This window comes from Pseudomonas sp. WS 5059 (assembly GCF_012985525.1).
In the GTDB taxonomy this organism is placed as follows: Bacteria; Pseudomonadota; Gammaproteobacteria; order Pseudomonadales; family Pseudomonadaceae; genus Aquipseudomonas.
On the sequence record NZ_JAAQWO010000001.1, the window covers coordinates 338,497 to 351,009 of the forward strand.

Genomic DNA, 12,513 nt, shown 5'->3' on the forward strand with positions numbered 1-12,513 from the left:
GGCGCCTAGTGGCTCAGGGAGTGTTCGTAGGCCGCGGTCATCACCTGCCAAGTGTGGGGATTGGCCGGGATCAGGTGCTCGATGCGCAATGAGGTGACGGTGATGTCCTGGGGAATGCCGAAGGTGGTGAAGGTGGACATGAAGTCCAGCTCGCCATGGCGCGAATTGACGCGGGTCAGCACCAGTGGCGGCAGTTCATTGGCCAGGGGGGTCGAGCCTTGCGGCACCGGCAGGCTTTCCAGCAGCGTGGCCAGGGTCGGGTTGCCCAATGCTTCACGGGCAGCCCGTTGCCAGGCAAGGTTGCGGATCTCGTCGGCATTGAGCAGGTGGTCGCCCAGGCCACCCGGTTGCAGCAGGGTGGTCAGCAGGTTCAGGCCTTGTGCCGCGTCTGGCGCCAAACCCACCAGGTCGAACAGCACCTGGGTGCTGGCGTTGGCGGCGAGCACTTGCCAGTGGCTCCCGAGCACGATGGCCGGCGCCGGGTTGTTAGCCTCCAGCACATGGCTGATGGCATCCCGAATGGCATCCATTGCCGGCGCGGCGAGCGGCGTGGCTTCGTAGCGCGGGGCGTAGCCGGCTGCGAGGAACAGGCTGTTGCACTGCTCCAGGGGCACCTCGAGGGCGCTGAGCAGGTTATGCAAGGTGCCAGGGCTGGCCTTGGCGCGGCCGGTTTCGATGCAACTCAGGTGGCGCTGGGAAATACCGCTGATCAGCGCCAGCTGCAATTGGCTCAACTTCGCCTGGCGGCGGAACAGCCGCAGTTGCGTACCGGCGTCGGTCTCGGGGTTGGCGCGGGGGAACGGTGGGCGGTTCATGGATGGACTCTGGCAGGGCGGGGCGGGGGGCGTCCATGACCTCGCAGGTCATTGAGATGGCGGCGACGTTATCACTAATCTGCGGCTTGCCCAATCCTGCGTGGTGGACCCTATGCACAGACCCTATATCGCCCTTGCCAGCCTGTTGGCGTTTTCCCTGTACACCCTGGGCACCTTGCTCTGGGCCGAGCAGTCGCTACTGGCGTTCGGCCTTGAGCTGTTATCCAGGCCCGACACCGCCCAGGTGGTGATCGACCTGTACCTGATGGCGGCCCTGGCGTGTGTGTGGATGTACCGCGACGCCCGCGCCAAGGGCCGGTCGCTGGCCAGTGTGCTGCCGTATTGGCTGCTGACGGCAATCTTTGTCTCGGTGGGGCCGCTGCTGTATATCGTGGTCCACGGCTTTGCCAGGGACCGGCGATGACCAGCCTCGTGCATCTGTTTGCCCTGTGTGTGCTGGTGTTGTTCATCAAGATGTTGGCGATCTCCTGTTACCAGGGTTTTTTCCGCCTCCGGCACCGTGCGTTCAGCAATCCTGAGGATGCCGGTTTCTTCCAGCGCCCGGCCATTGCGCAGGAGCTTGCGCCGGTCAGCCGGGCGGCGAAAGCCTGGGCCAATGACCTGGAAAACATTCCGCTGTTTTTCGTCCTCGGCGGGTTATGCCTGGCGCTGGATACCAACGCCGCCGCGACGGCCTGGCTGTTCGGCCTGTTCACCGTCGCGCGGGTACTGCATACCTTGCTGTACCTGGGCCGCCGCCAACCCTGGCGCACCCTGGCCTATGGCGTTGGCCTGGCGTGCCTCTTGGGGTTGGCGGGGTTGATCGGTGCGGCGCTGTTGCCTATTCGATAGGGTATCGACCGGATACGCCGCGATCGCCGGCAAGCCGGCTCCTATAGGGGCTAGACGAAGGCCTGGCGGCTGAAACCGCGTGGCAGGCGTTGCAGGCCGGGCAGGGCAGTCAGGCGTTGGGTCCAGGCGCTGCGCCAATCATTGCTGGCGGTGTTGGACTTGGCTTTGCGCGATGCACGGCGGGACGCGTTGCGCTGGTTGCGGCGGGCTTCCTTATAGGCATCGGTGTTGCGGCAGGTGCGGCATTTGACCCGGTTCAGTTCCACCGTGGACGTGAGGTTATTGCCGTGATGGCCGCAAGCGAGGTGCCCTGCGACCTTGAAGTGAGTGACCATGTCAGCGTCTCCTTCTGTGAGGGTTCGCGGCACCGCAAATCTGTAGATGCTCGCGCTCAAGGCCAGGCCGATTGAGGCCGTGCCCTTATATTTCCGACCCCACGGGCGGGCTGACGTTCACCGCAAGCCGTGGCGCGCTGAATCTGAACAATTCTCACGGTTTCCACAGGCCTGCGCCGGGTTTGCGGGGGGCCAGTCAGCTCGGCAAACCAGCGCCTGCTGGGCGGTCTTGGCGTTATAGGCGCCAGGGACTATTGTTGGTTGTCTGGCGCACAGCCCATAGGAGGGCGATACCATGAACACCAGTGCTCTACTGGAACAACTGCTACGTGCAGGTCAAGCCTCGATGTCCCAGCAAGGCGGTTCGGCGGCACCCCAGGGCGGCGCGGGAGGGCTCGGTGGGTTGGGCGGCCTGCTCGGTGGATTGCTCCGGGGCGGCGGCTCCGCTCCTTCTGCGTCGGGCGGTGGCGGCCTGGGCGATCTGCTCGGTGGCCTGGGCGGTATGTTGGGCGGGACCCAGGCGGGCGGTTCGAGCCAGACCCGTAGCGGCGGCACCAACTATGCGGCCCTGGCGTCGTTGGGGATGATGGCATTCCAGGCGTATCAAGCCTGGCAACGCCAGCAGGCCTCTGCGCCGCAGCAGGCCTTGCAGACGGTTGATCAACTCTCTGGCGCCGAGGTCGAGGCCCATAGCCATGCGGTACTGCGCGCATTGATCGCGGCGGCCAAGGCGGATGGGCGGATTGATGAGAAGGAAAAGGCGTTGATCTCCCAGGAGATCGGGCGCCACACCGACGATCCGGACTTGCAACAATGGCTCGACGATCAAGTCGCCAAGCCCTTGGATGCAACCGACTTTGCCGAATATGCCAATGACCCGGCGGTGGCCGCCGAGGTCTACCTGGCCAGTGTGATGCTGGTGGATGACCAGCAGGTCACCGAGCGCAACTACCTCAATGAATTGGCCGATGCCCTGGGTATCAAGCCTGAATTGCAACTGCACCTTGAACAGCAAGCCAAACAGGCCTGATCCACAAAGACAGCGAAGCAGGAGCCTGGCCGGCTCCTGCATGTTGGTCAGATCGCCAATTCCCCCCCATCTGCCCGCTGGATCACCACCGTGGACGCCCGCGCCCGTATTTTGCCGACGGTGACGTCGGTTGCCACGTTAGTGGATGGCCAGTTGCTTGGATGCTGGATGTTGATAAACACCGTCTTGTTGTCCGGCGTGAAGGTCACCCCGGTCACTTCCGAACCATTGGGCCCAACGAAGAAGCGCCGCAGGTCTGCCTGGTTCTGTGCGTTGACCGGCACTTGCTTACCCTGGGCGTCGACCATATTGGTGGGAATCACCACCAGCATCTGGTCGTTGGTGTAGTCGGTCAGGGTTTTTTCGCCGTTGTCGGTCTGGATCCACATCACGCCACGGCTGTCGAAGGTCATGCCGTCGGGGCTGGCGAATTGGTTCAGTGCGGTCAGGCCCGAGCGGTTGAGGTCCGGAGTGCCGGCAGCGTTGGCGCCAAATACAAAGATGTCCCAGGTGAAGGCCACTTGGTTGTCAGCGTCATGCCAGCGGATGATGTGCCCGTGCTTGTTGTTCACCCGCGGGTTGGCGGCGTTGGCCACGGTACGGCTGGTGTTGTTGGTGAGCGTCAGGTACACGTCGCCATTGAGCGGGTTGACCGAGGTCCATTCCGGACGGTCCATCGGCGTGGCGCCCAGGGCGTCGGCCGCGCCACGGGTGTTGAGGATGATCCCCGGCAGGTCGGTGAACTTCGCGCCCAGGGTACTGCCATCGAGCGTCGGGCTGGCCACGTCGAGCAGCAACCAGTTGCCGCTGCCGTCGGCATTGAAGCGCGCCACGTAGAGTTTGCCGCTGTCCATGTACTTGGCGCCGGTGGCCAGGCGGTCGCTGGGGTTGGCGTCTGCCGGGTCCCACAACGCGGTGGAGACGAATTTGTACAGGTACTCGTTCTGCGAGTCATCGCCGCTATAGAACACCACTGGCTTGCCGGCGGTGGTCAGGCCCGGCCAGCAACCTTCATGGCGGAAACGGCCGAGCGCGGTGCGTTTCACCGCACGGGTCGCGGCGTTGTACGGGTCGATCTCGACGATGTAGCCATAGGTGCTGGCTTCGTTGCGGTAGTCATCGGTGGCCGTGGCGCCGCTTGGGGTGACGTTGAAACGGCTGAACTCGCCGTTCACTTCGCTCGGGTCACCCGCGACGCTTTCCCAGCGATAGTTGCCGTTGCTGGTGCCCACGCCGATGCGCACCTGGTCGGCCGGGCGGTTGCCGCTGCGGTTGACGAAAATCCCTGGCCAGTTTTCTTCGCAAGTCAGGTACGTGCCCCACGGCGTGTAGCCATTGCCGCAGTTGTTGTTGGTGCCGCGGGTCTGGGTGCCGGTCGGCGAGAACTTGGTCTTGACGTGCTCGGTGCCTTTCATCGGGCCCGCCAGGTCCATCAGCGTGGCCGAGGTGAAGCGACGGTTCAGCGGGTCGTTTTCCATCACCTGCCAGCGGCCGTTGACTTTAGTCACGCGCATCACGCCCGCGCCGTGGGCGTTGATTTCCTTGCGCACTTCTTCCACCGGGCGTACGCCGCCGATCAGGGTCGCGCCGTTGGGGTGCAGTTCGGACTGTTCGATGTACTCGTGGTTGATCGCGATCAGGCCGTCAGTGGAGCTGCCATTGATCGGGAAGAAACGCATGCCATCGTGGTTCATGCCGACCGAGTTGGCCTGGTCGGTCGAGGTATTGGTGCCATCGCTTTTCCACGGTGCCGCATTGCTGTTGAGCGGCGTGCCCCATGGCGCGAGGATGTGCGCGGTGTAGCCGGCGGCCACGGTGCAGCCGTCGGTGCGCGAGCCGGGGATCGAGTTGAAACCCAGCTTCAGCGCAGGTTTGGTGGGCTCAGTCGGGGTGTCGTGGTCAGAGCCACCGCCGCTGTCAAAGCAGCCCGTCAGGCCGGTGCCGGCAATCATGGCGATCGCGGCGCCGAGTCCGCCCCGTACCACACTGCGGCGGCTCAGGTAGGCAGTGAGTACCGATTCCATCGGCTCATTGAGGCTCAGGTTGCGATTCTGGTTGTCGCCAGTCTCTCGACTCATTTCATCAGGTCCTTTGTAGATCACGATTTTTGAAAGGAGCCCGAACTCTAAGAGTCGAATGTGATGATTCGCGGTCGGTTTTGTTAAAAATGTATTTAAGTGTATTTCTTTTATTTCCTTTTGTTACAAGGATGCATATTTCACTCCTGTTAAAAAACTGACATTAAACCGTCATTAATTGACCCCCACTATGCCGCCCTTAAAGCAGAGTTAGCCCTAGGGTGAGAGAACAATGGCTTCAATGGTGCGGCGCGATGTATTGGGATGGATGACGCTGGGGGCCTGTGCGCCGTGGCTGGCCGGCTGCTCTAGCCTGGGGGCTGCGGCGGGGCCTGCAGACAGCCAGCCGGTCGACCTGCTGTATATCGCCGACACCCTCGATGCACGCCTGCCGGGTCGCCCGGTGGTGCCCGCCACACGCCTGGGGCCGGCGACACGGATCGGCCAGGCGCCGTGGATCACCGGGGCCAATGCGCGTTTTCGCCAGGCTGACGGTAGCCAGTTGGATGGCCTGCTGGATGCCTCCTTAAGTGACGGTGTGCAAACCGGTGGCTACGCGGTACTCGGTGCCGTGTTGCAACGCCTGCGTGATGAGGCAGGGCCTGAGAATAGCCTGACCCTGGAAAACGGCCAGTGCTGGAACGGCAGCGGCCTGGCGTACCTGACCCGTGGCCTGTCCGGGGTCCAGGGCAGCCAATTGCTCGGCAGTGAAGTGCGGGTCAGCAGCGATGAACGCGTGCTGTGGCCCGAACAATGCCAGGGCCTGTATCAGCAATTCGGCCACCCGGTACTTGGCGCCGGGCTGGCCAGCGCCAGTGCGCAACGCCTGGCCACCCCAGGCATGCAGGTGTTCCGCCGGGGCGGCGTGCGCATCGCCGTAGTCGGCATCACCGACCCTTATGCGCGGGACCAGCAAGCCTCCTTGAAACAGTGGTTGCACAGCCTGCAACCGGTGCTTGCCCAGGCCCGTGAAGAAGCCGACCTGGTGGTGGCCCTGGCCGATGTCGGCACCGGGCCGGGGTTCTGGCTGGCCGAGCGCCTGGGCCAGGTGGACTTGATGTTGTGCGCCCGTGGCCAGGACCTGTGGCCGCAGCCGGTAGAAATCCTGCAAAGCACCGGCAAGCGCGTACCGGTGGTGCTGGGCGGGACCCGGGCCAGCGGCGCCTTCCGCATCCGCTGCCAGGCGCAGGCGGGGCAATGGCGCTTCGATGCGCGCTTCTTTCCCGCCCAGGCCAGCGCGTTGGACGCTACCGCCCAGGCCCACGCCCAGCGCCTGCAACCACGCTTGCAACAACAGCGCGCCGCCCACGCCGCCTGGCTCGACCAACCCCTGGCCAAGGCCCCGGAAAACCTCTGGCGCCGCGATGTGCGCGCCGGCAGTTGGGATCGCCTGTTGCACCAGGCCCTGGCCCGCGAGCCCAAGAGCGCGGTGCTGCTGCCAGGCCTGCGCTACGACAGCCCCCTGGCCCGCGGCCAGATGATTACCCGCGAACACCTGATCAGCCTGAGTGCCAGTTACCCAGCGCCGGTCGTGGATGTCCCGGCGCAGCAGGTGCGCCAGGTCCTGGAAAACGGCGCCGAGCAACTGTTTGGCGAGCCACTGCTGCTGGATAACAGCCAGGACCTGCCGCGCTGGCTCGGCCAGCCCTGGCAGGTCACCTATAGCCCTGGCGGCAAGCGGGTCAGTGAGTTTGCCGAACCGCTCGGCACCTGCCGCACCTTTGGCCTGGGCTTTGCCGCCGATGCCGGGCAACCGCTGTGGCAACACCTCGAAGGCTGGTTGCGCGAGCAGCCGGCGGACTGGCAACTGGCGCCGTTGCAACTGCCAGATGTGCGCTATGTGCAGGGGCATCCGGGATGGCATCCACGGAGCCTGGTCAGTTGAGCCGTGGGGGCAACCTGTTGCTGGCAACACTGCTGGCCTGGCTCGCAGCGCAATGTGTGTTGCAACTGTGGCACGGCATCGCCCAGCCGGTCGTGCCTTACGCGCCAGCGGCGCCGGTTGCCGACTTGTTGAGCAGCCACTGGACACCGCGCCAGGCACCCAGCGACGACCTGCCGTTGACCACGCTCAAGGTCGATTACCTGGGCAGCCTCAAGGCCACGCCGTTGCGTGCCACGGTCCTGGTGCTGCGCTATCAGCAACAAGAACGCACGCTGACCCTGGGTCAGCGCCTGGCCCCGGGCATCGTCTTGCAGGACATCGATGAACGCGGGCTGATTTTCGACAATCAAGGGCAGCGCGAGCGCTTGCCATGGCCGACTGAGCGACCGGTGATCGGCCTCAAGCGCAAGGAATGAACCGACGATGCACATGATCAATAAATGCCTGGGCCTGAGCGCACTGTGCCTGGCCTTGAGCGTGACCCCGGCCCACGCCGAAGAAGCGCCGGCCTTGTATGAAGTGAACTTCATCGACACCGAACTCACCGACTTCATCGACAGCGTATCGCGCATCACCAACACCACCTTCATCATCGACCCACGGGTCAAGGGCAAGGTCACGGTGCGCAGCCTGGATATGCTCGGCAGCGAGGCCATCTACGACATCTTCCTCGCCCAGTTGCGCGCCCAGGGTTTTGCTGCGGTCAACCTGCCCAATGGCAGCGTGAAGATCGTGCCGGACCAGGCCGCGCGCCTGGAGCCGGTACCGGTGGAGTCTGCGCGCCAGGCCGTGCAAGCCAACGATGGCATGGCCACCCGGGTATTCAGCGTGCGCAACGCCGCCAGTGAACAGATGCTCAATATCCTCAAGCCGCTGATTGACCCTCGGGTGGGAGTGATCAGCCCGTACCCGTCGGCCAACCTGTTGGTGATCACCGACTGGCGCAGCAACCTCGACCGTATTGACGCGCTGTTGCAGCAACTCGACCAGGTCAGCCAGGAACCCCTGGAAGTGCTGCCCCTGGTCAACGCCGGCGCCAACGACACCGCGCAATTAATGACCCGCCTGTTGGCCCGCGAGCAGGGCGCCGATGGCGCGCAGGTGGTTGCCGACCCGCGCAGCAATGCGTTGCTGGTGCGCGGCAGTGCCGACAGCCGCCAACGGGTGCGTGCGCTGCTCAAGCAATTGGATCAGCCGCAGACTGCCTTGCGTCCATCGAATACTGTGGTGATGTACCTGCGTCATGCCAATGCCGCCGAAGTGGTCAAGGTGTTGCGCGGCTTGAGCCAGGACACCCCAGGCGCCGGAGGCGAGGGCGTGCCCACGGAAGGCGCGCCCAAGCAGATGGCGGTCAGCGCCTCGGGGATTCGCATGGAGTCTGAGGAGGGCACCAACGCCGTGGTGATGGTCGGCCCGGACAGCGAAATCGCCGCCTACCGCACCATCGTTGAACAACTGGATATCCGCCGCGCCCAAGTGGTGGTGGAAGCAATCATCGCCGAAGTCTCCGACACCCGCGCCCAGGAGCTGGGCGTGCAATGGCTGTTTTTGGGCGACTCCTTTGGCGGCGGCGCGGTGAACTTCACCAACGGCGGGACGAGCATCGCCGGCCTGGCGGGCGCCGCTGCCAGCGGCGACACCGCAGGCCTGGGCAAGCTGTTGGCCAATGTACCCGGCGCCACCGCAGGCTTTGGCAAGCTCAACGGCGGCGGACTGAACTTCCTCGCACTGCTCAATGCGCTGAAGAGCGAAAGTGGCTTCAACCTGCTCTCGACCCCGACCCTGCTGACCCTGGACAACGCCGAAGCATCGATCCTGGTCGGCCAGGAAGTACCGTTTGTGACGGGCTCGGTAACGCAGAACAACACCAACCCCTACCAGACCATCGAGCGCAAGGAAGTGGGGATCAAGCTGCGGATCAAGCCGCAGATCAATATCGACAACACCGTGCGCCTGGACATTGTGCAAGAGGTCTCGTCGATTGCCGACAGCACCGGCGCCAGCGATGTGATCACCAACAAGCGCGAGATCAAGACCAAGGTCATGGTCGAAGACAACGGCCTGGTGGTGCTCGGCGGGCTGATCGGCGACGAGGCCAAGAACAGTGACCAGCGTGTGCCGTGGCTCGGCGATATCCCTGGGGTCGGGCGGCTGTTTCGCTCCAACGCCAGCCAGCGCACCAAGCAGAACCTGATGGTGTTCATCCGCCCGCGGATCATGCGCGACGGCGAGACCCTGGCCCAATTGAGCAGCGAGAAATACCGCAACCTCAAGGTCAACTCGAACCTGGCATTGCCCGCGATCTCCGATAACAACGCCTTGCTGCGCCTGTTCCCGGCCAGCCGCGAGCGCCTCGACGAGGGCGTGTGGTGAGTACGTTGTTGCCCTATCGACTGGCGCGCCAGGCGGGCTTGGCGCGGGCTCCGGGTGCGCAGGGCTGGACCCTGTGCCTGCGCGAGGATGTCGACACCGACGCCTTGCAGGAAGTATTGCGCGTGCATGGCCTGCCGACGCTGGTCGAGCACCTCGACCCGGCGCAATACGAACTGCGCCTGGGGGCCTTGTACCAGGCCGGCGAGTCGGCCACGGCGGCGTTGATCGAGGGCATCGGCGAGCAGGTCGATCTCGATAGCCTGATCAACGAACTGCCACGGATCGAAGACCTGTTGGAGAGTGACAACGAAGCGCCGGTGATCCGCCTGATCAACGGCCTGTTCGCCGAAGGCCTGCGCTTGCGCGCCTCGGATATCCACATCGAGACCTTCGAGCAGAGCCTGGTGGTGCGCCTGCGGGTGGACGGCCATCTGCGCGAAATCCTGCGTCCGCCACGGGCCTTGTCGGCCATGTTGGTGTCGCGGATCAAGGTCATGGCGCGCCTGGATATCGCTGAGAAGCGCCAGCCCCAGGACGGGCGCATCACCTTGCGCTCCGGCGGGCGCGAGGTGGATATCCGGGTCTCGACGTTGCCTGGCATCCACGGCGAGCGCGTGGTAATGCGCGTACTGGACAAACAGGCCAACCTGCTGGACCTGAACAACCTAGGCATGCCCGCTGCCGTCGAGCAGGCCCTGCGCGCTTGCCTGTCGCGGCCCAACGGGATCTTGCTGAGCACCGGGCCCACCGGCTCGGGCAAGACCACCACGCTGTATGCCAGCCTCAATGCGCTGAACGACGGCTCGTGCAACATCCTCACTGTCGAAGACCCGGTGGAATACGCGATTACCGGCATCGGCCAGACCGCGATCAACCCGCGCGCCGGCATGACCTTCGCCAGCGGCCTGCGGGCGATCCTGCGCCAGGACCCGGACGTGATCATGCTCGGCGAAATCCGTGACCAGGAGACCGCACAGATCGCCGTGCAGGCCAGCCTTACCGGGCACCTGGTGCTGTCGACGCTGCACACCAACAGCGCGGTGGGCGCCGTCACGCGGTTGCGCGACATGGGCATCGAGCCCTTTTTGATCGCCTCCAGCCTCAAGGGCGTGATGGCCCAGCGTCTGGTGCGGCGCCTGTGCCATTGCGCAACGCCGGCGCCGTTGCAGGCCGCCGAGCGCCAGTTGTGGCCGGAGCTGGCGACGCTGGATCAGAGCTTTCACCCCCAGGGCTGCGACGACTGCCAGGGCAGTGGCTACCACGGGCGGATCGGCCTCTATGAATTCATCACCCTGGATGCCGGCTTGATCAGCCTGCTGTACGACGGCGCCAGCGAAGCGGCCATGCACGAATACCTCGCCGACAAGCGCCAGAGCCTGACCGCCATGGCCACCGAATGCCTGCGCCGTGGCGAAACCAGCCTGGAGCAGGTCCTGCGTGCGGTGCGCGACTGATGCCGACCTACCGCTACCAGGCGCTGGACCTGCGCGGCAATCGCCGCAAAGCCAGCATCCAGGCAGAAAGCGAGCGCCATGCCCGGCAACTGCTGCGCGAGCAGGGCCTGTTTGCCCGTGAGTTGCAGGTGCAGGGCGCAAGCCTGTCGAGCCCGCGCGGGCAACGCTTGAACCATGGACAGCTGTGCGAGTTGACCCGCCAGTTGGCCACGCTGTTGAGCGCCGGCATCCCCTTGGTGGATGCCTTGGCCACCCTGGAACGCCAGTTGGCGGAACCGGCGATTCGCAACCTGCTGGTGGCGGTGCGCGGCGCCCTGGGCGAAGGCTTGAGCCTGGCCCAGAGCCTGCGCCGCCAGGGTGGTCAGTTCAATACGCTGTATTGCGCACTGGTCGAGGCCGGCGAGCGCTCGGGCAAATTGGCGCCGGTGCTGGAGCGGTTGGCCGAGCACCTGGAACAGGTGCAGAAACAACGGCACAAGGCGCGCACGGCGTTGATCTACCCGGCGGTGTTGATCCTGGTGTCGCTGGCGGTGGTGATCGGCCTGATGACTTTTGTGGTGCCCAAGCTCACCGAGCAGTTCAGCCACACCGGGCAAAGCCTGCCGCTGATTACCCGGGTGCTGATCGGCGCCAGCGAGGGCCTGGTGATGCTCGGCCCGTGGTTGCTGGGGCTGGGCTTGCTGCTGGCGCTGGGCGCGCGGGTGTTGCTGCGCCAGGCGGTATGGCGTTTGCGTCGCGACAGCCTGGCGTTGCGCTTGCCACGCATTGGCGTGCTGCTGTCGGTGCTGGAAAGCGCGCGGGTCTCGCGCAGCCTGGCGATTCTGCTCGGCAGTGGCGTGCCGTTGCTCGAGTCCCTGGAGGTGGCCACCGCTACGGTCGGCAACCGGCAGATCCACCAGTCCCTGGTAGCGGTGCGTGCACAGGTCGAAGGCGGTGTGACCCTGTATCGCGCCCTCAGTGCCAGTGGGCATTTCCCGCCGATGCTGCTGAACATGGTCGCCAGCGGCGAGGCCAGCGGCACCTTGCCCGACATGCTGGAGCGCGTCGCCGACAACCAGGAGCGTGGGTTTGCGCGCCAGGTCGACCTGCTGCTGGCGTTATTCGAACCCCTGATGATTCTGCTGATGGGCGCGGTGGTGCTGTTCATCGTGCTGGCGGTGCTGTTGCCGATCATGCAGCTCAATCAGGGCCTGAGCCTTTGAACAGACAACCTGAAAACGGAGAACATGAAATGGAAAAGCACGCCATGCCTGGCAATCGTGCGGTCAAGCGTCGCGAACGCGGCTTCACCCTGATGGAAATCATGGTGGTGATTTTTATCATCGGCCTGCTGATCGCGGTGGTCGCCCCCAGCGTGCTTGGCAGCCAGGACAAAGCCATGCGCCAGAAGGCCCTGGCCGACCTGGCGACCCTGGAGCAGGCACTGGACATGTACCGCCTCGACAACCTGCGGTTCCCCACCTCCGAGCAGGGTTTGCAGGCGCTGGTCAGCAAGCCGAGCCTGGAGCCCTTGCCGCGCAGTTGGCGTGCCGACGGCTACATCCGCCGCCTGCCCGAGGACCCATGGGGCAATGCCTATGGCTACCGCACGCCTGGGCAGCATGGGCGGGTGGATCTGTTCTCACTGGGAGCCGACGGCCAGCAAGGCGGCGAAGGCACCGATGCCGATATCGGTAACTGGGACCTCTAGG

Annotated in this window: 12 protein-coding genes; 9 read left to right on the forward strand and 3 right to left on the reverse strand. The window is 64.7% G+C overall.

The window, feature by feature from the left end; translation table 11 throughout:
• Positions 1-5: 5 nt before the first annotated feature.
• Positions 6-815: a helix-turn-helix domain-containing protein gene (locus HBO12_RS01500; protein ID WP_170041230.1), complete on the reverse strand. Its 810-nt coding sequence runs from the start codon at positions 813-815 to the stop codon at positions 6-8.
• Positions 816-927: 112 nt separating this feature from the next.
• Here HBO12_RS01500 and HBO12_RS01505 point away from each other — a divergent pair, with 112 nt between their 5' ends.
• Both HBO12_RS01505 and HBO12_RS01510 read left to right on the forward strand, forming a co-directional pair.
• Entirely contained in the window at positions 928-1,239 is a 312-nt protein-coding gene (locus tag HBO12_RS01505; RefSeq protein ID WP_169952989.1) for a DUF2834 domain-containing protein, read from the forward strand.
• Positions 1,236-1,667: an MAPEG family protein gene (locus HBO12_RS01510; protein ID WP_169952991.1), complete on the forward strand. Its 432-nt coding sequence runs from the start codon at positions 1,236-1,238 to the stop codon at positions 1,665-1,667. The genes HBO12_RS01505 and HBO12_RS01510 overlap by 4 nt, the downstream gene beginning before the upstream one ends.
• 50 nt (positions 1,668-1,717) lie before the next feature.
• Here the strand turns inward: HBO12_RS01510 and HBO12_RS01515 are convergent, their stop codons facing one another.
• The gene (locus HBO12_RS01515; protein ID WP_169952992.1) at positions 1,718-2,002 is read right to left on the reverse strand and encodes a hypothetical protein; all 285 of its coding nucleotides are present in this window, start codon (positions 2,000-2,002) and stop codon (positions 1,718-1,720) included.
• A gap of 295 nt (positions 2,003-2,297) precedes the next feature.
• Here HBO12_RS01515 and HBO12_RS01520 point away from each other — a divergent pair, with 295 nt between their 5' ends.
• Positions 2,298-3,032, forward strand: coding sequence for a tellurite resistance TerB family protein (locus HBO12_RS01520; protein ID WP_170041231.1), 735 nt, complete (start codon positions 2,298-2,300; stop codon positions 3,030-3,032).
• Positions 3,033-3,079: 47 nt separating this feature from the next.
• On the opposite strand, the gene HBO12_RS01525 is transcribed toward HBO12_RS01520, so the two are convergent.
• Positions 3,080-5,110 (reverse strand): PhoX family protein, encoded by a 2,031-nt coding sequence (locus tag HBO12_RS01525; protein WP_170041232.1) that lies wholly within the window; start codon positions 5,108-5,110, stop codon positions 3,080-3,082.
• Between the two features lie 232 nt (positions 5,111-5,342).
• Here HBO12_RS01525 and HBO12_RS01530 point away from each other — a divergent pair, with 232 nt between their 5' ends.
• Genes HBO12_RS01530 through gspG form a run of 6 tightly spaced genes read left to right on the forward strand, consistent with a single transcriptional unit; the run spans position 5,343 to position 12,512 of the window.
• On the forward strand, positions 5,343-6,995 hold the full coding sequence (locus HBO12_RS01530) for a bifunctional UDP-sugar hydrolase/5'-nucleotidase (protein WP_170041233.1): 1,653 nt from the start codon (positions 5,343-5,345) through the stop codon (positions 6,993-6,995).
• Entirely contained in the window at positions 6,968-7,411 is a 444-nt protein-coding gene (locus tag HBO12_RS01535) for a pilus assembly protein PilZ (protein WP_170041234.1), read from the forward strand. The genes HBO12_RS01530 and HBO12_RS01535 overlap by 28 nt, the downstream gene beginning before the upstream one ends.
• A 7-nt stretch (positions 7,412-7,418) precedes the next feature.
• Complete coding sequence (gene gspD / locus HBO12_RS01540) at positions 7,419-9,368, forward strand: type II secretion system secretin GspD (protein ID WP_463671598.1); 1,950 nt, start codon at positions 7,419-7,421, stop codon at positions 9,366-9,368.
• A gap of 5 nt (positions 9,369-9,373) precedes the next feature.
• Complete coding sequence (locus HBO12_RS01545; protein ID WP_169953306.1) at positions 9,374-10,822, forward strand: GspE/PulE family protein; 1,449 nt, start codon at positions 9,374-9,376, stop codon at positions 10,820-10,822.
• A complete protein-coding gene (gene gspF / locus HBO12_RS01550; protein ID WP_170041235.1) occupies positions 10,822-12,024 on the forward strand; it encodes a type II secretion system inner membrane protein GspF in 1,203 nt (400 codons plus the stop codon). Before HBO12_RS01545 ends, gspF begins: the two co-directional genes overlap by 1 nt.
• A gap of 29 nt (positions 12,025-12,053) precedes the next feature.
• On the forward strand, positions 12,054-12,512 hold the full coding sequence (gspG, locus tag HBO12_RS01555) for a type II secretion system major pseudopilin GspG (protein ID WP_371128903.1): 459 nt from the start codon (positions 12,054-12,056) through the stop codon (positions 12,510-12,512).
• The last annotated feature ends 1 nt before the right edge of the window (position 12,513 follow it).